The 24955-nt window shown below is 58.0% G+C and carries 25 protein-coding genes, 1 tRNA gene and 1 pseudogene; 8 read left to right on the forward strand and 19 right to left on the reverse strand.

The window, feature by feature from the left end:
* Positions 1-196: 196 nt before the first annotated feature.
* Complete coding sequence (locus PVA19_RS06010; protein WP_112360432.1) at positions 197-1213, forward strand: substrate-binding domain-containing protein; 1017 nt, start codon at positions 197-199, stop codon at positions 1211-1213.
* Between the two features lie 154 nt (positions 1214-1367).
* Here PVA19_RS06010 and PVA19_RS06015 read toward each other — a convergent pair whose 3' ends face one another.
* From PVA19_RS06015 to argH, 5 genes are all read right to left on the reverse strand, one after another.
* Positions 1368-2537, reverse strand: a complete 1170-nt coding sequence (locus tag PVA19_RS06015) for a zinc-dependent alcohol dehydrogenase (protein WP_062444889.1) — start codon at positions 2535-2537, stop codon at positions 1368-1370.
* A gap of 162 nt (positions 2538-2699) precedes the next feature.
* Entirely contained in the window at positions 2700-5387 is a 2688-nt protein-coding gene (locus PVA19_RS06020; RefSeq protein WP_274101569.1) for a TIGR02302 family protein, read from the reverse strand.
* A gap of 175 nt (positions 5388-5562) precedes the next feature.
* Complete coding sequence (gene lysA / locus PVA19_RS06025; protein ID WP_274101571.1) at positions 5563-6831, reverse strand: diaminopimelate decarboxylase; 1269 nt, start codon at positions 6829-6831, stop codon at positions 5563-5565.
* Between the two features lie 12 nt (positions 6832-6843).
* The gene (lptM, locus tag PVA19_RS06030; protein ID WP_062600158.1) at positions 6844-7038 is read right to left on the reverse strand and encodes an LPS translocon maturation chaperone LptM; all 195 of its coding nucleotides are present in this window, start codon (positions 7036-7038) and stop codon (positions 6844-6846) included.
* A 107-nt stretch (positions 7039-7145) separates the two neighbouring features.
* Entirely contained in the window at positions 7146-8546 is a 1401-nt protein-coding gene (gene argH / locus PVA19_RS06035; protein WP_274101574.1) for an argininosuccinate lyase, read from the reverse strand.
* A 22-nt stretch (positions 8547-8568) separates the two neighbouring features.
* On the opposite strand from argH, the gene tlpA reads away from it, so the two are divergent.
* Positions 8569-9237, forward strand: coding sequence for a thiol:disulfide interchange protein TlpA (gene tlpA, locus PVA19_RS06040; protein WP_112519820.1), 669 nt, complete (start codon positions 8569-8571; stop codon positions 9235-9237).
* Here tlpA and PVA19_RS06045 read toward each other — a convergent pair whose 3' ends face one another.
* From PVA19_RS06045 to PVA19_RS06075, 7 genes and pseudogenes are all read right to left on the reverse strand, one after another.
* Entirely contained in the window at positions 9238-10119 is an 882-nt protein-coding gene (locus tag PVA19_RS06045) for a 3-hydroxybutyryl-CoA dehydrogenase (RefSeq protein WP_062423952.1), read from the reverse strand.
* A gap of 164 nt (positions 10120-10283) precedes the next feature.
* Positions 10284-11213, reverse strand: a complete 930-nt coding sequence (locus tag PVA19_RS06050; protein WP_274101576.1) for an electron transfer flavoprotein subunit alpha/FixB family protein — start codon at positions 11211-11213, stop codon at positions 10284-10286.
* Positions 11214-11236: 23 nt separating this feature from the next.
* Positions 11237-11983 (reverse strand): electron transfer flavoprotein subunit beta/FixA family protein, encoded by a 747-nt coding sequence (locus tag PVA19_RS06055; protein ID WP_062423950.1) that lies wholly within the window; start codon positions 11981-11983, stop codon positions 11237-11239.
* 181 nt (positions 11984-12164) lie between these two features.
* Positions 12165-12942: pseudogene (locus PVA19_RS06060) on the reverse strand (rhomboid family intramembrane serine protease).
* Positions 12943-12971: 29 nt separating this feature from the next.
* Positions 12972-13559: a cob(I)yrinic acid a,c-diamide adenosyltransferase gene (locus PVA19_RS06065; RefSeq protein ID WP_153310702.1), complete on the reverse strand. Its 588-nt coding sequence runs from the start codon at positions 13557-13559 to the stop codon at positions 12972-12974.
* Position 13560: 1 nt separating this feature from the next.
* Positions 13561-13758 carry a twin transmembrane helix small protein gene (locus tag PVA19_RS06070; protein WP_274101579.1) on the reverse strand — a complete coding sequence of 66 codons (198 nt, stop codon included), beginning with the start codon at positions 13756-13758 and terminating at the stop codon, positions 13561-13563.
* Between the two features lie 94 nt (positions 13759-13852).
* Positions 13853-14686 (reverse strand): SDR family oxidoreductase, encoded by an 834-nt coding sequence (locus PVA19_RS06075; RefSeq protein ID WP_274101581.1) that lies wholly within the window; start codon positions 14684-14686, stop codon positions 13853-13855.
* 172 nt (positions 14687-14858) lie between these two features.
* Between PVA19_RS06075 and PVA19_RS06080 the strand changes: the two genes are divergently transcribed.
* The gene (locus PVA19_RS06080) at positions 14859-15767 is read left to right on the forward strand and encodes a YihY/virulence factor BrkB family protein (RefSeq protein ID WP_062423945.1); all 909 of its coding nucleotides are present in this window, start codon (positions 14859-14861) and stop codon (positions 15765-15767) included.
* On the opposite strand, the gene gluQRS is transcribed toward PVA19_RS06080, so the two are convergent.
* Positions 15738-16619, reverse strand: a complete 882-nt coding sequence (gene gluQRS, locus PVA19_RS06085; protein WP_274101583.1) for a tRNA glutamyl-Q(34) synthetase GluQRS — start codon at positions 16617-16619, stop codon at positions 15738-15740. The two genes, PVA19_RS06080 and gluQRS, sit on opposite strands and share 30 nt — an antisense overlap.
* Positions 16620-16672: 53 nt before the next feature.
* Here gluQRS and PVA19_RS06090 point away from each other — a divergent pair, with 53 nt between their 5' ends.
* On the forward strand, positions 16673-17317 hold the full coding sequence (locus PVA19_RS06090) for a DNA-3-methyladenine glycosylase family protein (RefSeq protein ID WP_274101585.1): 645 nt from the start codon (positions 16673-16675) through the stop codon (positions 17315-17317).
* 99 nt (positions 17318-17416) lie between these two features.
* Positions 17417-17974 (forward strand): HNH endonuclease, encoded by a 558-nt coding sequence (locus PVA19_RS06095; RefSeq protein WP_062423942.1) that lies wholly within the window; start codon positions 17417-17419, stop codon positions 17972-17974.
* A 275-nt stretch (positions 17975-18249) separates the two neighbouring features.
* On the opposite strand, the gene PVA19_RS06100 is transcribed toward PVA19_RS06095, so the two are convergent.
* Positions 18250-18765, reverse strand: a complete 516-nt coding sequence (locus tag PVA19_RS06100) for a disulfide bond formation protein B (protein WP_274101586.1) — start codon at positions 18763-18765, stop codon at positions 18250-18252.
* A 331-nt stretch (positions 18766-19096) separates the two neighbouring features.
* On the opposite strand from PVA19_RS06100, the gene PVA19_RS06105 reads away from it, so the two are divergent.
* A tRNA-Leu gene (locus PVA19_RS06105) sits at positions 19097-19181 on the forward strand.
* Positions 19182-19602: 421 nt separating this feature from the next.
* A protein-coding gene (locus PVA19_RS06110) for an IS5 family transposase (protein WP_443111629.1) occupies positions 19603-20381 on the forward strand; the annotation gives its coding sequence in 2 pieces (ribosomal slippage) (positions 19603-19945 and positions 19945-20381; 780 coding nt in all).
* A gap of 149 nt (positions 20382-20530) precedes the next feature.
* Here PVA19_RS06110 and PVA19_RS06115 read toward each other — a convergent pair.
* From PVA19_RS06115 to PVA19_RS06135, 5 genes are all read right to left on the reverse strand, one after another.
* Positions 20531-20905 (reverse strand): hypothetical protein, encoded by a 375-nt coding sequence (locus tag PVA19_RS06115; RefSeq protein ID WP_274101588.1) that lies wholly within the window; start codon positions 20903-20905, stop codon positions 20531-20533.
* A gap of 130 nt (positions 20906-21035) precedes the next feature.
* Positions 21036-21773: a YrbL family protein gene (locus PVA19_RS06120; RefSeq protein ID WP_274101590.1), complete on the reverse strand. Its 738-nt coding sequence runs from the start codon at positions 21771-21773 to the stop codon at positions 21036-21038.
* A gap of 173 nt (positions 21774-21946) precedes the next feature.
* Entirely contained in the window at positions 21947-22900 is a 954-nt protein-coding gene (locus tag PVA19_RS06125) for an acetyl-CoA carboxylase carboxyltransferase subunit alpha (protein ID WP_274101591.1), read from the reverse strand.
* A 63-nt stretch (positions 22901-22963) separates the two neighbouring features.
* A complete protein-coding gene (gene xerD, locus PVA19_RS06130) occupies positions 22964-23917 on the reverse strand; it encodes a site-specific tyrosine recombinase XerD (RefSeq protein ID WP_130978925.1) in 954 nt (317 codons plus the stop codon).
* A 14-nt stretch (positions 23918-23931) separates the two neighbouring features.
* A complete protein-coding gene (locus PVA19_RS06135) occupies positions 23932-24084 on the reverse strand; it encodes a hypothetical protein (RefSeq protein ID WP_130978927.1) in 153 nt (50 codons plus the stop codon).
* A 287-nt stretch (positions 24085-24371) separates the two neighbouring features.
* Between PVA19_RS06135 and PVA19_RS06140 the strand changes: the two genes are divergently transcribed.
* The gene (locus tag PVA19_RS06140) at positions 24372-24953 is read left to right on the forward strand and encodes a shikimate kinase (RefSeq protein ID WP_274101594.1); all 582 of its coding nucleotides are present in this window, start codon (positions 24372-24374) and stop codon (positions 24951-24953) included.
* Positions 24954-24955: the final 2 nt, after the last annotated feature.

The raw sequence follows: 24955 nt of genomic DNA on the forward strand, positions 1-24955 counted from the left end.
TTACAATTCCTCTTCCGCCTGTCAATAGCGGATGAAATGGTATTTTTCTGCATCGATACGCGATTGATGGGACAACTGCAGAGAAGCCTCTGAATCTAAATGCTTCATCTTCCTTCTCTAATTTTAAATCGCTTTCGATTTTTGTTGCTTGAAAAATTCTGTTTGAGCTAGCATGCAGATGAAAACGGCGGACATCATGAAGCTCAAGGAATTCGCAGAACAGGTCGGCCTTTCTCCGACGACGGTCAGCCGCGCCCTTGGGGGCTATCCGGAGGTTCGCCAGGAAACCCGCGAGCGGGTGATGGAGGCTGCGCGCAGGCTCGGCTATCGCCCCAATGCCAATGCGGTCAGGCTTGTGACCGGGCGCGCGGGCGCCATCGGCGTCGTCATGGGCCGCAGCGGTGGCGGACACTTCTTCTCGGAATTCATGGGCGGCATGGCCGCGCGTCTTGAAGGCCAGGAAACAGACATTCTTGTCAGCGTCGCCATCGACAACAATCTCGATGAGGAACTGGCGATCTTCAACCGTCTGGCCGCCAGCGGCAAGGTGGATGGCATCGTCGTCCACTCGCCCCGCCCGGCGGATGAGCGCGTGGCCCTGCTGAACCGACTGGGCGTGCCCTTTATCGTGCATGGCCGGTCGAAGACGTCGTTTCCGCATGCCTGGCTCGATATCGACAATCGCGACGTTACATACCGTCCCACCATGCATTTTCTCGAGCGCGGACACCGCCGCATTGCCCTCATCAATGGACCGAAGGGGCGAACATTCGTCAACGACCGCGAACAGGGATTTGCGGACGCGCTTTCGGAATACGGGCTTTCACCCGACCCGAAGCTGATGATGAACGAGCATTTCAGCGAAGAGACGGCCTTTCGATTTGCCCGCGCACTTCTGGAGCAACCATCGCGCCCCACTGCCTTCGTTGCGGGAGCGATGATGACAGCTCAAGGCGTCTATCGTGCCGCGACACAACTGGGTCTTACGATCGGCAAGGACGTGTCCGTCATCGCTCATGACGATGTGTTTCCCTATCTGACGCCTGAGAGCATGCTGCCACCGCTATCCACCACCCGCTCGTCCATGCGCATGGCCGGCATGCGCGTGACCGAACTTCTCCTCCAGATCATCTCCGGCAGGCCGATTCAGGAATGTCAGGAACTGTGGCCGGTGGAGTTGATCCTACGTCAGTCCACCGGCTCAGCGTCCTGAAAGACAATAGCAAAGCTCCTCAGGCTTTCCAGGGCTCAGCCATCTGTTGATGCTGTTTCGCCAGCGCCCAATCCATGACGATGTCCCGTCGCCCCTCACCATCGCATGGAGTGCGAGCCCCTTCTCCGATTGTGGTCCAGACTCATCGCATTCCTTACGGCTTGATGACGACTTTGATGCAGCCATCGTCCTTGTTCTTGAAGGTTTCGTAAAGGCCGGGCCCTTCCTCCAGTGTCGCGCGATGGGTGATGACGAAGGACGGATCGATCTCGCCTTTCAGCACACGGTCCATCAACATCGGCAGGTAGCGCTGAACGGGTGTCTGCGCCATGCGGAAGGTCAAGCCGCGATTGATGGCAGAGCCCATCGGAATCTTATCGAGGAACCCGCCATAGACGCCGACGATGGAAACAGTGCCGAAGTTGCGGCAGCAGTGAATGGCCTGACGCAGCACATGCGGCCGATCCGTCCCCATAAAGGTTGCGACCTTGATCCGGTCGATGCGCGAGTCCCAGCTGGCTGCAGGGTCCGCCTCTGTTCCGACAGCATCGATGCAGGCATCCGCGCCACGTCCGCCGGTCAGTTGCATGATCTCGTCATAGATATCGGTTTCCAGATAGTTCAGCGTCAGCGCACCGGAAGCCGCCGCAAGCGCGAGGCGCTCCGCCACACTGTCGACGGCAATCACGCGGGCAGCACCCAGCATGTAAGCCGAGCGGATAGCCATCTGACCGACCGGTCCACAGCCCCATATGGCAACCGTCTCGCCGGGTTGGATATTGCAGAACTCCGCCGCCATGTATCCTGTCGGAAAGATGTCGGACAGAAAGAGAGCCTGCTCATCGGTCAAGCCGTCGGGCACCTTGATTGGCCCCACATCTGCATAGGGGACCCGAAGATATTCCGCCTGACCGCCGCTATAGCCGCCAAGCATATGCGTATAGCCGAAAAGACCGGCGGGGGAATTGCCCCACATCTTCTTCGCTTTCTCCTTGTCGGGATTACTGTTCTCGCAACCGGAAAAGAAGCCGCGCTGACAAAAGAAGCAATGCCCGCAGGAAATGGTGAACGGCACAACGACCCGGTCGCCGACCTGCAGCTTGCTGTTTCCTTTGCCCACTTCAACGACCTCACCCATGGCCTCATGGCCCATAACATCGCCGGAATGCATGTCAGGCACGGAGCCTTGATAAAGATGAAGATCGGAGCCGCAGATCGCGCAAGCGGTTACTTTGATGATGGCATCCCGATCATCCTCGATGATGGGATCGGGCACGGTTTCGCATCGAATATCGTGTTTGCCGTGCCAGGTCAGTGCCTTCATAACATTCTCCTCTGGTTCGCTTGATGTAGCGCTTCTTCGAACCAGAGCTTTTTGAGATTGTTCCTGACATGACGTCAGCCGGCAGCAATCAAGCCACCCGAAAAGACCACGGCGCAACGACATATCGCGGCCTTGCTGTGGGGGATAACCCGTCTGTAGCGGTTACTGGATATCCAGCAGGCGTTCCAGATAGCGGCGTTCCACATCCGCAGGCGGATTGTTGCCGAGCTTTTCGCGGATTGCTTCGAGAATCTCACGTGCGCGCTGCACGTCGATTTCATCTGGTACCCGAACCTGTGAATCACCGAAATCCGGGCCGGAATTGGCGCGGGGACGGCCAAGCGGATCGCGGCCGTTCTGGTCGCCCTGCCCCATCATGCCCTGTTGACCCTGGCCAGGCTGCTGCCCCTGCTGGCGCATGGCCTGCATGATCTGGCCCATCATATCCTGAGCACCCTGGCGCAGCGCATTCAGAGCATTGCCCTGACCTTCGACAGCCCGTTCGCCACGGCCCTGCCCCAGCGCTTCACCGGCGCCCTTCATTTCCTGCTCGGCCTTGCCGAAATTCTGACCGGGCTCCATGCCTAGATCGCGAAGGCCCTTTTGCAGGTCACCGAGCTGCTTGCCCAGTCCCTCCTGCTGCTGGCGCAGGTTCTTCAATGCCTCGCGAAGTTGCTGGGCGGTCATCTGATCGGGATTTTGCCCCTGTCCATTCTGTGGCTGGCCATTCTGCTGCTCGCCGTTCTGGCCTTGCTGATCTTGCGGCTGCTGGCCGTTCTCGCCCATCTGCTGCTCGCCGCCCTCTTCGCCCTGCTGAGGATCGCCGCGCTGCATACGGTCGCGCAGCGCCTGGTCGAGCTTGAAGGTCTCGTCCATCAGCTTCTGTTGCTGCTGCATGATCTCGCCCAGCTTGTCAATCTGCTGGCGCAACTGGCTATTTTCCTGCTGCTGTTGGCCCTGCTGGCCGCGCTGCGGGCGACCGGCCTGCAGGTTGTTCATCATGCGCTGCATCTGCGACAGCATTTCCTGCGCGGCATCGCGGTTGCCGGAACGAGCTAGGTTCTCGATCTGGTTCATCATGTTTTCCAGATCGCGCTGACGAAGCACGTTCTGCGCCTGCTGGTTCATATTGCCCTGTGGTGCATTTTGCATGCGCTGCGCGAGTTCCTTCATGAACTCGTTCATCGCCTCGCGAAGCTCCTGCATCAGCTTGGCAATTTCCTCATCCGGTGCCTTGCGTTCCAGTGCCTGCGACAGGGCATCCTGCGCATCGCGCAAGCGCTTTTCCGCCTGCGACAGATCACCGTCTTCGATACCCAAAGCGATTTCCCAGAGATAATCCGCCGTATTCTTCAGCATCTCCTCATTATAGGCGAGCTTCATACGCGCCTGCGCCGATTGCAGCAGGAGGTAGTGCGTCTTGTTGGGGATGGTCTCTTCCGGACGCAGACTGACCGCTTCATTATAGGCGATCGCCTTTGGCATCTGGCGTGTATCGAGCGAGAAGATCTGCCGCTGTTCTGCGACCGAGGCCGCGAGTGGCTCGGAGAAATTGCGCCCTGGAAGGATCATTTCCTGCGGAGGGCTCTTGCCCGTCTGACCTGCACCATCGGTTGCGACGAGCGTAATGCGGACGCGTTTTCCCGCCATCGGATGTTCGGTGAGATTGCGGCTCGTCACGCCCTTCATGTCACGCGGATTCTGGCGCGGAAGATCGAGCTTGTATTCCGGCGGCGGATAAAGCGGCGTGGCGTCAGCCTGAATGTCGAGAGGCTCGATGACGGCATGGGCTTCACGCACGCCATAATCGTCCTTGGCGGTGAAGCCGATCTCCAGCGCACCATTGGCCGCACGGCGCGGCAGATTGTCAAAAGCGATGACCGGCGGCTTGTCCGGAATGATGTTGAAGAACCAGGACTGGCCGTTCGCCTCGATCGTGCCGCTTTCCTTGAACTCCATCGTGAAGGTGCGCGGCGCCACTGCGGTCTGGCCCTCGGGGCTTGGCTGGGCAGGCGCAACAGCGACGGTCGCCTTTTCCTGCGCGCCTTCCGGCGCAAGCTTTTGCAACTCGCCGGCCGCGTCAGGCTCGAAGGTGACCTCCTCCTGGCCCGCACCACCCGTCATTCGGATCGTCAGCTTGGAGGATTGCGGAACGGAGACTGCGTCGGCGCGATCGGCATTCTGGCTGGTGAGAAAAATGGGCGCCCGACCCGTATAGGATGGCGGCGTCACCCAGGCATCGAGACGGATATCCGGGTTCAGCGGCCCGGAGGCCGGACGGCTGCGAAATGCATCGGCAATGCTGCCTGCACCATTCGAATAGGAAAAGCCGAAGGCAGCAACGAGGAGAAGCGCCGGGATAGCACGAAGCGCCATCCGGTCGTGGCGGGCGATATCCGGCCGCGGCAAACCTGCATCGAGCGCGGCGATCCGCTCGGCCATGCGCGTCTGGTGCTCTTTCCATAGCGCGCGCGCAATGGGGGTATCGAAAGCGGGCTCGTCTTCCTGCACGCCGACCGGCTGGTGGGGAAGACCGTTGCGCTCTTCAAGCAGGCGCGAGGCTTCTTCCTTCGAAGGCCAGCGCAGACGCGCAATCGGCAGGAGCTCGCTGAGGAATGTAAAGACGACAATAAAAACGACGGCCCAGCGCAAAAGGCCAGGCATCTGCCGGAACAGGCCGAACCAACAAAGCGAGAGAAACACCGCGGCGACCGAGAGCGGCAGAAGCGTTTTCGGTGCAAGGCGCTCGGCAAACAGAACGAGTTTCGCAAAGAACCGTTTGGCTGCCACGCGCCGTGCCAGCTCAGGTCTCTTGTCGAAAGCGCCTTTTCCGCCTTGCCTGGTGGTCATCAATCCGTTCTCCCGGTCTGGCCACACGATCTCGCCGCCAATCCCGCCAATGACGCAGCCGCGAAATCTTTCAGTGCAACAGCGTGCAGGATAGCATTGTTTGTGGCGAAGACGAGGGCAAGCTAGCGCTTGCCCTGCTTTTTTCGTCCAGTTCGCCTAATCGTGATAGACGCTCTCAGTCCAGCCAGGCCGGCACGGAGTCGAGCGCGATCAGTTCTTCATAGGTGCCGCGCGGGCGAATGATGTGGAACTGGTCTTCACTGACCAGCACTTCCGGCACCAGAAGCCGCGAGTTGTAAGTCCCGGCCTGCACCGCGCCATAGGCACCGGCAGAGCTGACGGCAATGAGATCACCGGGCTCAGGTTCTGCCATCTCGCGATCAAGCGCCAGATAATCGCCCGTCTCGCAGACCGGTCCCACCACATCCGCCTTGATGCGCAGCGCATCGGCGGACGGCTGCACGACGGGGCGAATGCCGTGATAGGCTTCATAAAGCGTCGGACGGATGAGATCGTTCATCGCCGCATCGACGATGACGAATGACTTCTCGCCGCCATCCTTCACGTAAAGAACTTCGGTTACGAGGATTCCGGCATTGCCAACGATCAGGCGACCCGGCTCGGTGACGATTTTGCAGTTGAGGCTCTTCAGCTCGTTCTTGACGATATGCGCATAGGCATCCGGCAGGGGGGGTGGATTGTTGTCGTCCTTATAGGGAATGCCTAAGCCCCCACCGATATCCACATGGCTGATCGTGTGACCATCGCCGCGCAACGACTCCACCAACTCACGCAGCAGTCGGAACGCATCTTCGAAAGGCTGCAGCTCGGTGATCTGGCTGCCGATATGCATGTCGATGCCGCTGACATCGATGCCGGGAAGTGTCGCGGCATGGGCATAAACGGCCCGCGCCCGCTGATAGGAAATGCCGAACTTGTTTTCCTTCTTGCCGGTCGAAATCTTGGCGTGCGTCTTGGCATCCACATCCGGGTTGATGCGGAAGGAGACATGCGCCTTCTTACCCGCCTTCACTGCGCGCAGATTGAGAACCTCGAGTTCCGGCTCCGACTCCACGTTGAAGCAATAGATGCCGGCCTCCAGCGCCAGATCCATTTCGGCCGGCGTCTTGCCGACGCCGGAAAACATGATGCGGCTTGCCGGCACGCCGGCCGCTAGCGCACGACGAAGCTCACCGCCTGATACGACGTCGATCCCTGCGCCAAGCTTTGCCAGCGTCTTCAGCACAGCCTGATTGGAATTGGCCTTCATGGCGTAGCAGACCATCGCATCGACATCGCTGAAAGCCTCGGAGAAGACCTTGTAGTGACGCTCCAGCGTCGCCGTCGAATAGACGTAGAAGGGCGTTCCAACAGCCTTGGCAATTTCGGGCACGGGAACGTTTTCGGCGTGCAGCACGCCGTCGATGTAATGAAAATGGTTCACGGCTGTAATCCGTTACAGAAGCTTGTCGAGAATGAAGGGGCGTTCCGGCGTCTTTTCCACCTTGCCGTTTGTGCGCTGGTTGCGCTGCTCGACCGGCGTGCTCGGCGCATCGAGATCGCCCTTGCGACCACAGCTGGAGAGAGCAAGACCTGCGGCGAGCGCCACGCTGACCGGAATGATGATACTGCGAGAGGTTTTAAGGAGCATGGACCCGTCCAAAGGAAATCTTTGCATCTCTGATAACGAAAAACAGGGAGCTTGTGCACCCTGTTTCTTGTGATGGTGGCGTAACGCCAGATTGATCGGTTGCTCGATCAGTTGCGACCGCGCCACCAGGCGATCTGCTTGCGCACCTCAGACGGCGCCGTACCGCCGAAGCTGGTGCGGCTTGCCACCGACGCCTCGACCGACAGCACGTCAAAAACGCTGGCGGTGATCGCCGAATTGATTGCCTGCAATTCCTCAAGCGAAAGATCGGCCAGATCGCAGCCCTTCTTTTCCGCAAGCGCAACCGCATGTCCGGTCGCGTGATGGGCATCGCGGAATGGCAGACCGGCTTCACGCACCAGCCAGTCGGCAAGATCCGTTGCGGTCGAGTAACCAGAACCGGCAGCGGCACGCATGCGATCAGCGCGCACTTCCAGATCGCGGATCATGCCAGTCATGGCGGCAATCGCAAGCTCCAGGCTCTCCGCCGCATCGAAGACCTGTTCCTTGTCTTCCTGCATATCCTTGGAGTAGGCGAGCGGCAGACCCTTCATCACGGTTAGAAGCGCGACCAGCGAGCCGTTGATGCGGCCGGTCTTCGCTCGCACCAGTTCCGCGGCATCGGGGTTCTTCTTCTGCGGCATGATGGAGGAGCCGGTGGAGAAAGCATCCGACAGACGAATGAAGCCGAATTGCGGTGTCGACCAGATGACGATCTCTTCCGCCAGGCGCGAAAGATGCGTGGCGCAGATGGATGCGATAGAAAGAAACTCCAGCGCGAAGTCACGATCCGACACCGTATCGATGGAATTGCGCGTCGGCTCGCGGAATCCGAGCGCATTCGCCGTCATATGGCGGTCGATCGGGTAGCCGGTTCCGGCGAGTGCTGCAGCGCCGATCGGGCTTTCATCCAGATGCTCGATGGCGTGGCGAACGCGGGCACGGTCGCGGCCAAACATTTCGACATAGGCCATGCAGTGATGACCGAAGGTGACGGGCTGTGCCGTCTGCAGGTGTGTAAAGCCCGGCATCACCGTATCGGCATGCTGCTCGGCGCGGTCGAGGAAGGCTGCGATCAAAGCGCTCAACATGGCTTCGGTCTTCTGCAACTCTTCCTTGACCCAGAGGCGGAAATCGAGTGCAACCTGATCGTTGCGCGAGCGCGCCGTATGCAAGCGCCCAGCGGCGGGTCCGATGAGATGTGCGAGACGCGCCTCGATATTCATGTGAATGTCTTCGAGCTTGCGTGAAAACTCGAAGGTCCCTACCTGGATTTCTGACAGGATCGTGTTCAGTCCCTCGATAATCTTGTCTTTATCTTCGGCCGAAATAATGCCTTTTGCGGCAAGCATGGTGGCGTGGGCGATGGAGCCCCGGATATCCTGGGCGTAAAGCTTCTTGTCGAAGCCGATGGAGGCATTTATCTCTTCCATGATGGCTGAGGGACCGGAAGCAAAGCGTCCGCCCCACATCTGGTTGGAGGATTTTTGTTCTGCGCCGTCAGCCATTGTGCATGCCCTGGAGTATTCGATGACAGAAAAAAGACCTTTCAGACTTCCTTCCGTCAGACTTGTTGCAATTGCCGCCATCGCCGGCATTGTCTGCGGCGGGGGAGTGGTGTTGTTCAGGCATATTGGGTCTGAAGGACAGGTTCAAGGGGCAGCGGTGGCGGATGCGGCTTTATGTGAGGGCGCGGCCAAGCGCATTGCGAGCATCGAGCCCCTGCTGAAAGGCCAGATCGCGGCGATGTCGCCAACCGATAAGCCCCGTGTCATTCCGCTCTCCTTCAAGTCGGCCGACGGCACGGCGATGACGCAAGCGGATATCAAAGGCAAAACCGTTCTTCTGAATCTCTGGGCCACCTGGTGTGTGCCCTGCCGCGAGGAGATGCCTGCTCTCAATGCTTTGGAAAAAGAAAAAGGCAGTAACGCGTTCGAAGTCGTGACCATCAATATCGACAATGGCGAGGACGAGAAGCCGAAAGCCTTCATGAGCGAATACAAGATCGATTCGCTGAAGCTTTACCGCGATAGCTCCATGGGCGTGTTCAATGCCTTGAAGAAGGAAGGCCTTGCCTTCGGCCTGCCGGCAACGCTGCTTCTGGATGACAAGGGCTGCCTGCTTGCTTCCATGAACGGCCCGGCCGCCTGGGACAGCCCCGACGCCAAGGCGCTGGTAACGGCAGCAACCTCCCCTTGATCAGCGCGTCGGGACAGGAATCTCGCCACGGTAATCGTAAAAGCCGCGGCCGGATTTGCGACCAAGCCAGCCGGCTTCGACATATTTGACCAGCAACGGGCACGGGCGATATTTGCTGTCGGCCAGGCCATCATGCAGCACCTGCATGATCGAAAGACAAGTGTCGAGACCGATGAAGTCGGCAAGCTGCAGCGGACCCATGGGGTGGTTTGCACCAAGTTTCATGGCGGTATCGATGGCTTCCACCGTGCCAACGCCTTCATAAAGCGTATAGATCGCCTCGTTGATCATCGGCAGAAGAATGCGGTTGACGATGAAGGCCGGGAAATCTTCCGCAACGGTAATCGCCTTATCCAGCGAGCGGACATAATCCTTGGCCGTCTCGAAGGTCTTTTCGCCGGTGGCAATGCCGCGCACCAGTTCGACGAGCTTCATCACCGGTACCGGGTTCATGAAGTGAATGCCCATGAACTGTTCGGGGCGGTCGGTCGCAGACGCCAGGCGGGTAATGGATAGGGACGAGGTGTTGGTGGCAAGCAGGGCTTCAGGTTTCAGCACTGGGCAGACCTGAGCGTAGATCTTGCGCTTGACCTCTTCGTTCTCGGTAGCGGCCTCGATGACGAGATCCATTGCCGCCAGATCGTTCAGATCGGAAGACCCGCCGATCAGGCCGAGCGCGGACTTGCGCGCATCGTCCTCAAGCTTGCCGTTGGAGACCTGTCTCGCAAGATTGCCGTTGATGGTGGCCAGCCCCGCCTCGATGCGGTCCTTGGAGACATCGTAGATATGCACCTTGTAGCCTGCCAGAGCAGACACATGCGCGATGCCGCAGCCCATCTGACCGGCTCCGATAACACCGATGTTCTTGATTGGGGCTGTCATGCGTCTATCTCCTGTCGGGTTGGTCTCAGCGCTTATGGCGCTGAAGCGCGTCTTGGTCTTTCAGACTGACCCGGTCGCGCTTCAGATCTTCGTTGTTGCGCATATTGCCACAAAACGAAAGCGGCGCGTCGGTAAAAACGCGCCGCTTCCCATCATTGCGGTTATCAGATTGCTTTTTCAAGCTCTGGAAGGGCTTCGAAGAGGTCTGCGACGAGACCGTAATCGGCAACCTGGAAGATTGGTGCCTCTTCGTCCTTGTTGATGGCGACGATGACCTTGGAGTCTTTCATACCCGCCAGATGCTGGATGGCACCGGAGATACCGCAGGCGATGTAAAGCTGCGGAGCGACCACTTTGCCAGTCTGACCAACCTGCCAGTCGTTCGGCGCGTAACCGGCATCGACGGCAGCGCGCGATGCGCCAACGGCGGCACCGAGCTTGTCGGCAACCGGCAGGATGACTTCCTTGAACTTCTCCGAAGAACCAAGCGCGCGACCGCCCGAGATGATGATCTTGGCAGACGTCAATTCCGGACGGTCGGACGAAGCAAGCGCGTCCGAGACGAAGGAGGAAACGCCGGGGTTCTCGGCAGCCGAGACGGATTCGACGGAGGCAGAACCGCCAGCCTCAGCCGGAGCAAAGGACGCGGTACGAACGGTGATGACCTTCTTGGCGTCGGTCGACTGAACCGTCTGGATCGCGTTACCGGCATAGATTGGGCGCTTGAAGGTATCGGAGGACACGACGTCCGTGATTTCGGAAATCTGCGCCACATCGAGAAGCGCTGCAACGCGTGGCAGCACATTCTTGGCCGAGGCCGTCGCGGGGGCGATGATCACATCATAGGATGCGGCAAGCGAAACGATCAGAGCAGCCAGCGGCTCGGCCAACTGGTTGGCATAGGATGCGTCATCGGCAAGCAGCACCTTGGAAGCGCCGGAAAGCTTCGCGGCTTCATCGGCTGCCCCTTTGGCGCCCGAGCCGGCGACCAGCACATGCACGTCACCGCCAATTTGCGTTGCCGCCGTCAGCGTCTTTGCCGTCTGGTCGGAAAGGGTTGCATTGTCGTGTTCTGCCAGAAGAAGAATGGCCATGGTTTATCTCCCTTTCACTTTCCTTAAAGGACGCCGTCGGCTTTAAGCTTGGACACCAGCTCAGAAACGGATCCAACCTTGACGCCTGCCTTGCGGCCAGCGGGCTCTTCGGTCTTCAAAACCTTGAGGCGCGGAGCGATATCGACGCCGAAATCGGCTGGCGACTTCTTGTCGAGCGGCTTCTTCTTGGCCTTCATGATGTTCGGCAGCGACGCATAACGCGGCTCGTTAAGGCGAAGGTCGGTGGTGACGACGGCCGGCAGCTTCAGCTCGACAGTCTGCAGACCACCATCCACTTCGCGTGTCACAGCAACCTTGCCATCGGACGGCTCAACCTTGGAAGCAAACGTGCCCTGGCCCCAGCCCAGGAGCGCCGCCAGCATCTGGCCGGTCTGGTTGGAATCGTCGTCGATCGCCTGCTTGCCGACAATGACGAGACCTGGATTTTCCGCCTCGACGACGCCCTTCAAGAGCTTGGCAACAGCGAGTGGCTCAACGGTTTCATCAGTTTCGATGAGGATGGCGCGGTCAGCACCCATGGCGAGCGCGGTACGCAGCGTCTCTTCAGCCTTTGCAGGACCGATGGACACGACGATCACTTCCTCGGCCTTGCCAGCCTCTTTCAGGCGCAGGGCTTCCTCGACGGAGATTTCGTCGAAAGGGTTCATCGACATCTTGACGTTGGCAAGCTCTACACCGGAGCCATCCGCCTTGACGCGGATCTTCACGTTGTAGTCCACCACACGCTTCACTGGGACAAGAATCTTCATCGGCAGCCTTCTTTCAACTCCTGACCGTAAAGCGCGTACGCAAACGGTCCTCCTGACAATCAAGTTGAGCCATGGATACGCATTTTTCCAATGAGATCAACGGAACAATGCTCATGACGCGATGCACTCACGAAATATCTTACGTTGACGTGAACGTAAATACTCGCTCTCAGAATAATTTTCACGGAATACTATCGGATGGCCGTTCCGTTTGCGACACGCCAGCGTCTTGCAGCCCCTGATTTTTATGCTGGACGGCCCGTGGCGTGACCAGCGTTCGATCGAAAAGTGGAACGCCGCTCCGACGAAAGAAAACGACAAGGATCGCCCCCGTCAGGATGCCTCCGACATGTGCCGCCCCAGGAGACGCTTTCTTCCGGGCTCAGGAGCAGCATGACGAACTGCTGGCCGACCCATAGTGCCAGGGGAATAAAGGCTGGAAGCGGCACCGGAATGCGCATGAAGACTAGCACCCAGACCCGCACACGTGGATGCAGCAGAAGATAGGCGGCCACCACGCCGGAAACCGCACCCGATGCCCCGATCAGCGGACCCTGGGACTGCGGCGCAATAAAGCCGTGAAGCAGCGCGCCGGCGGCGGCGCAGGCAAGATAGAAGATCAGAAAGCCGAGATGGCCAAACGCATCTTCCACATTGTCGCCGAACACCCAGAGAAACACCATGTTCGAGGCGAGGTGCCAAAAGCTCAGATGCAGAAACGCATAGGTAAAGATCGTTGCATCCTTCGGCACCAATACCAGCGCAGGGTCGAGCGAAGCATAGTCGAACAGAACGGCGGGAATGAAACCTAGTCCCAGCACCGCAGCGCTTGCCTGCTGATCGCTCGAAAATGCGCCAACGACCAGCCAGACGAGAATGTTGATGCCAATCAGCGACACCGTCACATATTGCAGCTTTATGTGCTTCAGCGAGTTCGCATCATGCAGCGGGATGAACATGGAATGCGACCTCTGCTTTTACGCTCAACTCAGCGGTTCTTTCCGGGTACCCAGAGGACATCCGCCTTTATCGCGTCCGCATTATGATTGGCGAAACGCGCGGCAACGAAGAGGAAATCGGACAGGCGGTTGATGTATTTCAATGCCGCGGGGCTGACGATCTCGTCTTCCATCTTCGCAAGCTCCACCATACGGCGCTCCGCGCGTCTCGACACCGTGCGCGCCAGATGCAGATGCGCCGCCGCGGCCGAGCCGCCGGGCAGCACGAAGGAGGTGAGAGCCGACAGCGTGTCGTTCAAAGCATCGATCTCCTTTTCGATGCGGGTGACCTGCGATTCGACGATCCTCAATGGCTCGTAAGACAAGGGCTTACCATCATCGGGCGTGGCCAAATCTGCCCCCAGATCGAAAAGATCGTTCTGAATGCGAAACAGCATCGCGTCTAGTTCGGTCAAATCAACGGTATGAAGCCGCGCCATGCCGATGACCGAATTGGTCTCGTCCACGTCACCATAGCTTTCGACGCGCAGATCATATTTCGCCCGGCGCGGGCCAGAGACCAACGCCGTGGTGCCGTCATCGCCGGTTCGTGTGTAAATCTTGTTGAGCTTCACCATATCAGCGCCCGCCTCCCGTCAGCCACAAGGTCAGCATGATCAAAACGATTGCAAGGGCCTGCAGAATAAGCCGCAACTGCATCAACTGGTTGGAGCGGTTGGCATCGGTCCCCTTCAACATGTTGAACAGACCACGGATGAGAACCAGCACGACCAGCCCCATGACAATGACCGCAAGCACGGTGGTAAAGCTGGACATCCTATTGCCTCCCTCAGCATGTCGCGCAAAATGGTTAACGTTCTTTGCGATAACGACAACCGCAAGCGTTCTAACGGATGAGATGGCGATTTAGCTAGTCGAACTTGCGAAGAAGTCGGTAAAATAGAGAAGCTGGTAGTAGACGCTTCAACAGCACACCCTGCTTTGCCGGCGTAGTGATCACGTAATGCGGCTTTGGACGACGCGCCGTCAAAGCATGTTGCAGGTCCTTGTACACCGCCTCAGGACCGAGCTTATGCTTGTTGACGGGTCCGCTGCCTTCCAGCCGGGCAAGCTGGCGTCTGTATTCCTGCGCATGCGCCGAATTCTCGATATCGATATTGGCCTTGATGTGCTTCAAGGCCGTCGCCGTAAAATTCGAGGCGATCGGGCCGGGCTCGATGAGGCTGACATGAATGCCGCTGCCCTCCAACTCCATGCGCAAGGTGATACCGAGCCCTTCCAAAGCAAATTTCGACGCGTTGTAAGCGCCGCGATATCGATAGGGAACCAGCCCAAGGATGGAAGAGCAATGAACGATTCGTCCCTGCCCTCGTCTGCGCATGAATGGGATGACACGGCAGGTCAGGTCGTGCCAGCCGAACACATTGGTCTCGAATTGCTGGCGCAGCACCGCGACGGAAATATCCTCCACCGCGCCGGCCTGCCCATAAGCGCCATTGTTGAAGAGCGCATCGATGCGGTCGCCGGTGCGGGCTGCGACCTCATCCACCAAAGCGGCAATGGTTTCCGGCCGGGTATAGTCCATGATCAGCACTTCGATGCCCTGACCTTCCAATGCCGCCATATCCTCCGTTCGGCGCACCGTGGCGAAGACCCGCCAGCCATCACGGTGAAGCGCGCCGGCGCAATAAGCACCAATGCCGGTAGAGCATCCGGTGATGATGATGACGGGCTTTTCAGACATGGTATCCTCGATACTTCGACAAGCAGGCAAAGAAGCTTGCGTCCCGTTGAATAGCGCACAATTCTTATCGGTAAAATGGAACCGATGCATGGTTTCGGGCGCTATACAATTCGAAACCCATTTCCCATATTTCATTGCTCGTTACGAATGAAATTCTGATCAAGGAGGTGACATGGCTGCCGCTTTAAGCCTCGCCCGCAAAGTTGCCTATGACGCCTATATCCACTTTGCCGAGGATGACGGCTGGGCCATGGCAAGCCATGTCGCATTGTCTGGCCTTCTGGCGCTTTTTCCCTTCCTGATTTTCGGGACGGCACTTGCAAGCTTTCTCGGTGCGGATCAGTTTTCGGAAACAGCGGTTCATCTGATCTTCGACACGTGGCCGGAGGCCATTGCCGGTCCGCTTGCGGCGCAGGTTCAGCAGGTTCTGACGATCCCGCGTGGCGGGCTTTTGACCATCTCGGTTCTGGCGGCGGCTTACTTCGCCTCCAATGGCGTGGAAGCCATCCGCATTTCGCTGAACCGAGCATACCGCGTCACCGAAACCCGCTGGTGGTACATCACCCGTCTTCTCAGCCTCTTCTACGTCGTGCTCGCCGTCATCATCTTTGCCGGCATCAGCATCGTCCTGGTTGCCGTTCCTGTCGCTTTAAAATTCGTCGAAACCCGCTCTTCCCTTCTGACAGAGGTGTTGCAACTGGTTTCCAATCTCGGCCTTTACGGGACTATCGTGGTCTTGACCGCAGGCCTTGTCGCCGCGCATTTGTGGCTGCCGGCAGGCCGCCGCAAACTGTGGGACGTTCTGCCCGGTATTCTGCTGACGATGATTTTCTGGATCATCGGCGCTGCGATCTTTGCCTACTACCTGGCCACCTTCGCCAACTATGCCGCCACCTATGCCGGTCTCGCCTCGGTGATGATCGTCCTCGTCTTCCTCTATATGGTCGGCGTTATCTTCATGCTGGGTGCTGAGGTCAATGCGGCGCTGATGAAGTACCGGGTTCGCCGGGTGGTGAAGGCTGGCATCCGCACCGGCAGCCTCAGACGGGCGCTAGAGGCCGACGAAGCGGCGGACATCTGAAGGCGTGCAACCCGCGTCACGCAGAACCGTCAGCCCTGTGCTGCCTTCGCTCTTCGACAGCTTGCGCCCATCCGACGCTAAAATCAGGCGGTGATGATGATACTCCGGCACCGGCAGATGAAGCAGCGCCTGAAGCAGCCGATGCACGGATGTGGCATGGAATAAATCGAGCCCACGCACAACCTTCGTCACGCCCTGCAGCGCATCATCAATGACGACGGACAGGTGATAGCTGGACGGGGCATCGGACCGGGACAGAACCACATCACCCCAGGCAGCCGGATCCGCCTTGATCGATGTCTGACTGCCCTGCCCCAACTCCAACCAGACCAAAGGATCGGAAAGCTGCGCGAGCGCTCTCTCCATATTCAGGCGCCAGGCATGTTTGGCACCGGACGCCAGCAAGGCTTTGACCTCTTGGGGGCCACGCTCCTTGTCCAGTGGCGGATAGAGCGGTGCACCATCCGGATCGCGCAACCAGCTTCGACCGGCTGACTCGTACTCCGAAACAAAAGCCTTGATCTCGCCGCGGCTCATGAAGGCTGGGTAGACCAGCCCCATCTCGATAAGACGATCAAGCGCCGCACGATATTCCAAAAAATGCTCCGATTGCCGCCGAGCAGGCTCTTTCCACTGCAAGCCGAGCCAGCGCAAATCCTGATAGATACCCTGCTCGAAAGCAGGGGTGCAGCGCATCAAATCGATATCTTCGATACGCAGCAGGAAGAGCCCACCTTGCGCGACGGCCATGTCATGGTTCAGGAAAGCCGAAAGCGCATGCCCCAGATGCAGCGGGCCGTTGGGACTGGGCGCAAAGCGAAAGACTGGATTTTGACGAAGGGGTGAAGTCATGATGTCTTCTGCCACGTTTTGCGGCGAACTGTCATTATGGACCGGGTTCTGAAATGAAGATCATTCAATCCACGGAGGATATCGACGAGGGCGTGGCAGCGCTTCGCATGATAGATCCACGGCTGGAGCCGGTGATCGAGCGGGCGGGTGAAATCCCGCTCAGGCTGAACGAGGCCGGATTTGCTGGATTGGCGCATATCATCGTCTCGCAGATGGTCTCTCGGGCAAGCGCCGATGCCATCTGGCGCCGCATGGTGGCGGGCACAAAAACCATGACGGCCGAGCGTTTTCTCGCCGTGGATGAGGCGACCCTCTCAAGCTTTGGCTTGTCGAATGCCAAACGGACGACACTCTTGTCACTCGCCTCGGCAGTTGCCGCAGGAGAACTGGATCTGATCGAACTCAGCCAGTTGGAACCAACCGTCGCGATGCAACGATTGACGGCCCTGAAAGGCATCGGCCCTTGGACGGCGGAAGTCTATCTGATGTTCTGCGGCGGGCACGCCGATATCTTCCCGGCTGGAGATGTGGCACTTCAGGCCGCCGTGATGCACGCCTTCGCGCTGGACGTCCGTCCGAGCCGAAACGATCTTGCCGAAAGGGCGCTTTTCTGGTCGCCGTGGCAGTCAGTCGCCGCGCGCATTTTCTGGGCCTATTACGCTTCGATCACGCGGCGCGATGCGCTACAGATTGCCTGAAATCCGCCTTTCTTTCCGCGCTTCATTTAGAGGCTTCACAATCCTGTAACAACAGACCTAATATACAGATGTAGATGCAGAATCGCTCAGGAGACGCCCTTGACGATTGCAGTTTCACCACAGGCCCTGCCGGCGCTCGTCCTGAACGCAGACTACAGGCCACTGAGTTATTATCCCTTGTCGCTCTGGTCCTGGCAGGACGCGATCAAGGCAGTCTTCCTCGACCGTGTGAACATCATCGCGGAATACGACCACGCGGTGTGCTCTCCCAGTTTTTCGATGCGATTGCCGAGTGTCGTCAGCCTCAAGACTTATGTTCAGCCAACGCGAAACCCCGCCTTTACCCGCTTCAACGTGTTCCTTCGCGACAAGTTCGAGTGCCAGTATTGCGGATCTCGCGACGACCTGACCTTCGACCACGTCATCCCCCGCGCCCATGGCGGAGAGACGACCTGGCACAACGTCGTGGCGGCCTGCTCTCCCTGCAACCTGAAAAAGGGCAGTAAGCTACCGAAACAGGCCGGTATGTTCCCGCACCAGCATCCCTACCAGCCAACGGTTCAGGACCTGCACAACAACGGACGGTCTTTCCCGCCGAACTACCTGCACGAAAGCTGGATGGACTATCTCTACTGGGATACCGAACTGCAGCCCTGATTTTTAGGACTGCCTCCGACGGCAAATGTAGGCACGAATTCTGTGTCCCTCGTACCGTTAGAGCGGACGAAGCGCTATGCAACGGCTACAGCATACGCCCGAGAATCGAAACCGATTTTCGGAAAGCATGATGCGTGCAGTCTCAGAGATAGAGCGCACTTTGTGCGTCCAATAGGACGCACGGCACTTTGAATAACGGGATTCACACGAAAAGCTTAAAGCGAACCGCGCGCTCCACACATCGCGGTGCGCTCTAAGTCCGTATCTCTCTTTGATCAAGCGCTTTTACGGCTCGCACCCCAAAACGCGATGCCGGCAAGCACTGCGCTTGCGATCACGTTCCAGCCCGCAAATGAGAGCCCTAGAACACGCAACGCTGCCTCGTTGCAGGATGGGGCCTTGATGGCGTTGAGATCATTCAAGAGATTGCCGGCATTGGTGGTGATGGAGGGTGCGCCGGTGGCGCAGGTCGTCGGACCCGGCCAAAAACCCCATTCAACACCCGAATGATAGACGCCAAGCCCGAGCCCAATGAGCATGGCGACGCCGATCACGACGAGCAGCACCCGCGTCAGTGCCGCCGGTAGCTTGAAGATGCTCGCGAGGATGGCTAGAACGCCGATCGGGATCGCATAATAGTAAGGATCACGCTGCAACAGGCAAAGCGCGCACGGCGTATAGCCGCCAATATGCTGAAACCCCAACGCCGACCCAACCGTGAAGATCATACCCGTCGTGACGAGCAACTCCGAAACCATGCGGCTTTTTTCTGCTGAAACACCTACGCTCATCATCGTCCTCATAACGCCGAAATCCTGCAAACCACTTGAACAGGTGGAAACTAATGCACCCCGCTTCGAAGAAGTTCAGCGTCTCCACGAACGAGGTCTTGCAAAAGAAGGCCTCAAAGCGAGCGGAGCGACCTTGAACGCTCGCGACGCACTTCGCGGCGGAAAGCACCATCGCTCTAATCCAGTCCCACCCGAACTGCAATCCTTAGAACCGCCGCTCCCGCGGCAGACAAGCAAAGTTTCATCAAACGAAATTTTCAGCAAAAACAGGTTGACCAAAGACCCGCGGTTCGTATAGTCCGCCGCATACCAACCGACACGCTTCGGAATTGCCCCTTTGGCGGAATTGGTAGACGCGCCTGACTCAAAATCAGGTTCCGAAAGGAGTGCTGGTTCGATTCCGGCAAGGGGCACCATCATCTTTTTCAAGCCACTGAGAAAGCTGCGCTTTTAGGCGCTTCTTGTGTCACTTTTTGACAACCTTAGAGCGTGGGGCGATACTCGCGCGCTTTGGCCGAATCCGCTTCGAGATGGACTCGTGCAAATCCGATCTTCCTTCGTGCAGTCATGCCTTCTGGGTTTTACACATGGCATGAACTGCGAACCGCAGCGGATGGCCGGGCAAGAATACTTGCTGCGTCGTCCTTTACCTATCGAGGTCAAAAATCACATTCCATTCCACGGGGAAGACATTTCGCACGCGATGTATGTGGAGAGCGCGCAGAGGTCAGTCGCTCGCCTTGGCACCGTTGAGAATTCCAGCTTTGTCCTAGGCAGCGTCCCCATAAATGGGGTTCATCTTATTTACGGTATATGATTCAATTTCCGTGAAAGGAGATTGCCATGCGCCGTCACGAATTGAGCGACGAAGAATGGGCTATCATTGCGCCTCTTTTGCCGAACAATAGCCGTGGAATTGAACGTGTCGATGACCGCCGGGTGATCAACGGCATCCTGTGGCGTTTCAGGACTGGTTCGTCTTGGCGAGATGTGCCGGAGCGTTATGGCCCGCGCACGACGCTTTACAATCGGTTCTCCCGCTGGCGCAAGGCGGGCGTCTGGGATCGTCTTCTGGACGCCGTTTCAAAGCGTTACGATGGAGACATCGTGATGATCGACAGCTCTTGTGTTCGCGTTCACCAGCATGGTGCCAACGCTAAAAACGGGGATCTGCCAATCCTTGCATGGGACGTTCGCGCGGCGGCCTGACAACCAAGATCCACGCCCTTGTCGATGCAGATGGTAGACCGGTTCGGTTGGAACTCACCGCCGGCCAAGCCGCTGATGCACCGATGGCTGAAAAGCTGTTGAGCGACCTGCGGCCTGGCGCGACGATTCTCGCCGACAAGGCATATGATACCGACGCAATTCGAAACTTTGCCAAGCAACGCAAATGCTGGGCGAATATCCCTGCAAAGGCCAATCGAAAGCAGACATTCAGCTTAAACCGCTGGGTCTACCGTCAGCGCAATCTCGTGGAACGGTTCTTCAATCGTATCAAGCAGATGCGAGGCCTCGCGACGCGATATGACCGACGCGCTGATAATTACACGGCCGCCCTCAAGCTTGCCGCGACGAGGATATGGATCGCCTCAACTAATGAGTCCGTGGCCTAAGCAAAGCGATCAATGCCCTAGAGACAAGTACAACAGTGGAGCGGTATGTTCCGATCACCAGAATGACCGCCAACGAACTGCCGCCGGTCGATTCTTCTATCGTCGATGAGTCGCTAGAGGTGTGATACCTTACATCGAAATCACGTTGTTCACTTCGCCGCCTTTTTGCTTCCCGGCTTTGTCACCGCCGGAATGTTGCAGCCTTTGCTTCTCAGATTGGCTTCGATAGCGTTGACTTTGCCTTTCGTGACAGCCACCTGACCTTCCTTATCACCACCAAAGGTGCTTGACATCGGAACGCCTATTAGAAAGACGCCGAAAGCATCGCCTGTTGCGGCATCGCTCTGTTGCTTGGAGACGGCCAATAGAGCGGTTTGCTCCTTCAGGTATTCCTGCGCCAATGATTGGCAGTCCATGTTGCCATAAGCGGCCATCGGCACATCGACTGGAACAATAGCATCTGGTCTTTTTGCACAGGCGGTCAGGGCCAGTCCTGCGACCAGCAGCGTCAAAATCTTTTTCATGATGTCCCTTTACCCCTTGGAGACGCCCCTACGTCCCTTGATCAACGATACAACGTAAGATCGAGATCGAGTCAATAGTTTGCTGGGGTAGGATGCAGGTGTCCAAGGGCTTATTGGAAACGACGAAGATTCATCCATCAATCAACTGGCCATCCGAGATATCGATACCCAACATCGTACCTGCGAATACGAAGAGCAGAAGAACAGTCCGGTTGCTCAACGCTGATTTCATAAAGCGGTGCGCCACTTCTGCATAGATCGACTGGGCCAGTCGCTTCTTATAGCTCCTGTTCAGCCAGGAAAACCATGACCGGACGGGAAGGAAGGTCTTGTCTCCGATGCCGTCGATCAGAACGAGTGCACCGTTCTTCTCGTCCACGACGATATTCTTCAGGTGCACGTCCACGGCAACAATCTCGCTCTTGACCAGCCAGTCCAGGAATTCCGAAAGCGCAGCATCCGTCTGCTGGCTGTATTGCCCGCTCTCGATCGCATCCTGAAGGGTCATCGCAAGGGCACCGTTCCTCCGGCGCACAGCCTTCACGAGAATGCCCGTGCCCCTGTCGGTGGAAACGACGCCTGCAAAATGCTGGAGATGGCGCGCGGTTCTGGGGCCTTCATGTGCGACCCGTTCATACTCTCTCAATTCGCGCCGCAGTGGCACGATAGCCTTATAAAAACGCCGCACTAGATATAGCAGCCGGATGTTCTGGAAGTAGCGGCGTGGCGGTATCTTTGTCTGCACCTTCACGAGCATATTGGTACCGGGAAGAGCATAGACCTCACGCGACATGCCGGACGCCAGCGGCTTTTCCAGAAGCCTTAACGGGGATCGGGAATCATCGCCTACCGACGCCAATACCGACATCACTGTCTCCTGCTGTCACAAATATGAAATATTCCTCATATTTCATATTTGTGCGAGATAAAAGCGTCGTTTGCGAGAAGGCGGGCCTATCGCGTGGCAGTGTGAACCACAGATAAGCAAAAGGCGCACCGCGAGCGGCGCGCCTTTGCAAACAGAAAACATGGTCGAGCGAATTACAGGCTGCGGCCGATATCCAGGAACTTCTGACGACGTTCGGCGCGAAGCTGGCTGCCGGTTTGCGCCGTCAGTTCTTTCAACGCAGATTCGATTGTTTTCCCCGTTGCGGCGATCACGCCTGAAGGATCGCGATGGGCGCCACCGATTGGCTCCGGGATGATACCGTCGATGACGCCGAGCGCCTTCAGGTCATCCGAAGTGATCTTCATGTTGGTCGCGGCCTCCTTGGCGCGGGTTGAGTCGCGCCAGAGGATGGAGGCTGCGCCTTCGGGGGAGATCACCGAATAGATTGCGTGTTCGAGCATGTACACACGGTTGCCGGTGGCGATCGCGATGGCGCCACCGGAGCCGCCTTCGCCGATGACGACGGACACGATCGGCACCTTGACGTTCAGGCACATTTCCGTCGACCGGGCGATGGCTTCCGCCTGGCCGCGTTCTTCAGCACCGACACCTGGATAAGCGCCGGCGGTATCGATGAGCGTCACGACGGGTAGAGAGAAGCGGTCCGCAAGTTCCAGAACGCGGATCGCCTTGCGGTACCCTTCCGGACGCGGGCTACCAAAATTGTGCTTGAGCCGCGACTTCGTGTCGTTGCCCTTTTCCTGACCGATAATGACGACCGGTTGGCCGTTGAAACGGCCAAGACCTGCCTGGATGGCGGCATCTTCGGCAAATTTGCGGTCGCCGGCCAGCGGCGTGAAGTCGGTGAAGAGCGCGCTCGCATAGTCGATGAAGTGAGGGCGCTGCGGGTGGCGGGCCACCTGCGTCTTCTGCCAGGCATTCAGCTTGGAATAGATGTCCTGCATCGCGTCGTTGACGCGCGCTTCCAAACGCGAAATTTCCTCGGACGTATCTATGCTCTCGTCTTCTGCGGCCAGTTTCTTCAGTTCAAGAATCTTGCCTTCCAGGTCCGAAATGGGTTTTTCGAAGTCGAGATAGCTGAGCATGAGATCCGTTTCCGATCGTTTTGCGCAAGGTTTGACCGGGCTCTCCCGGCGGTTCCGGTCGCTCTAATCAAGGTTTTTGCCCTGTTTGGCAAGAGGGTGGTGCGTTTGTACCAACTCTTGGAGGCGTTCTTCCAACACATGTGTGTATATTTGTGTCGTTGAAATGTCCGAATGGCCCAGCAGTTCCTGCACTGCGCGCAGATCCGCGCCGTTCTGCAGAAGATGGCTGGCAAAGGCGTGCCTCAGCACATGCGGCGAGACAGCCGACGGGGTGAGCCCGGCGCGGATGGCGATATCCTTCAAGTCGCGGGCGAACACCTGACGGGGCAGATGCCCCTCCTTGCCGGCGGAGGGAAAAAGCCAGGGGCTTTCTTCGTCTGACTTGCCCTTCGGCGCAAGCGCCTTGCGGGCTTCATCATATCTCTCCATCGCCTCGATCGCCGTTCGTGACAGCAAGACGACGCGATCCTTATTGCCCTTGCCGCGGATCATCAGGAAACGGCCTTCGTGACGCAGGACCTTGGCCGGCAAGGAGACGAGTTCGCTAACGCGCATGCCCGTTGCATAGAGCAGTTCCAGCAGAAGATGCATGCGGATGCGCCCCAGTTGCCCCGGCCCTTCCAGGCTCGCTTCTTCCGCGGCTTTGGCGAGAAGTGCTGTGACGCTGGCAACGCTCATGGTTTTAGGAAGAGATCGACCTTTGCGTGGCGCGTCCAGTATTCCGGTCGGATCGTCAGTGCGAACACCTTCCGAATAGAGAAACTTGTAAAACTGCCGGAGCGCAGAAAGGCGCCGTGCCTGCGAGGATGCAGCAAAGCCTTGGGCGGAGAGATGAGCGAGATAGGCCGAGAGGTCGGCTGTGGTTGCCTCGGTCAATGACGCCTGGCGCGATGAGAGAAACGCCATCAGGTCGGTGAGATCCCGCTCATAGGAAGCAAGCGTGTTCATCGCCGCACCGCGCTCGGCGCTCATCATTTCCAGAAAGCCTTCCAGTCGTGCATGATCCTGGCGAGACATGCCTTGCCTGCTCCTCAAGGTGTGGGCGGGTTGAGGCGCTCGGAAGGAACGCGCACCGTGACTTCCCGTTCGCGCGGTTTCACCAGCGACACAAGCGATACCATGCTCCCATAGATGATGCCGGCGATGGCCGCGAGGATGAAGATGAAACGGAAAAGGGTGGGCATGATCACTCCGCAGCACTTGGTCGCCTTGCCTGTGGGAACATCTTGGCAAGGGCATGGCGTCGCTGGCCTTCCCGCATGACAATCGGTGTCATCCGATCAGGCTGTTTCTATGGCCTAAAGCGCGCCGCGATCCTTCGGATTCGCGCTTTAGGCTTTAGGTTCTTGTTTCATCGCATGTCGTTATCGCAAAACCGCTGCACACTTTTGCGCGACATGCTTATAAGGCGCGATTTGGCTTGACGCTTGGTAAACATTTGAAGATACCGAAGCCAAATGGGCCATCATTCATGAGCGAAACCAACTTATCTCTTCCCCAGAGCCTGGGAGAAAAAGCGCGTGCCGCCCTAGGCAGGCGCAACATCGTCTTTGTTGGGCTCATGGGTGCAGGAAAATCTGCAATCGGCAGGTCGGTCGCGCAGCAGTTGAGGATCCCCTTCATCGATACGGATGACGAGATCGAGCGCGTCTCGCGCATGACGATCTCGGAACTCTTCGCCAGCTATGGCGAAGACGAATTTCGGGCACTGGAAACGCGGGTGATCAAGCGGCTTTTGCGTGGTGGACCCAAGGTCGTCTCCACCGGTGGTGGAGCCTTCATCAATGAGAATACCCGTAGACACATCAAGCGTGGCGGCGTTTCGCTCTGGCTGAAAGCCGATCTCGAAGTGCTATGGGAACGTGTCAACAAGCGGGATCATCGCCCCTTGCTGAAGACCGAGAACCCCAAGGCAACGCTGGCTGCACTGATGGAAAAGCGTTACCCCATCTATTGCGAAGCCGACGTCACCATCGAATCCCGCGATGTTCGCAAGGACATCATCGCCACGGAAGTTCTAGAAGCCATCGCCAGCCTCACCAAGAAAGCCTGATG

The organism is Agrobacterium sp. CNPSo 3708, from assembly GCF_028674915.1.
Taxonomy (GTDB): Bacteria; Pseudomonadota; Alphaproteobacteria; order Rhizobiales; family Rhizobiaceae; genus Agrobacterium; species Agrobacterium cavarae.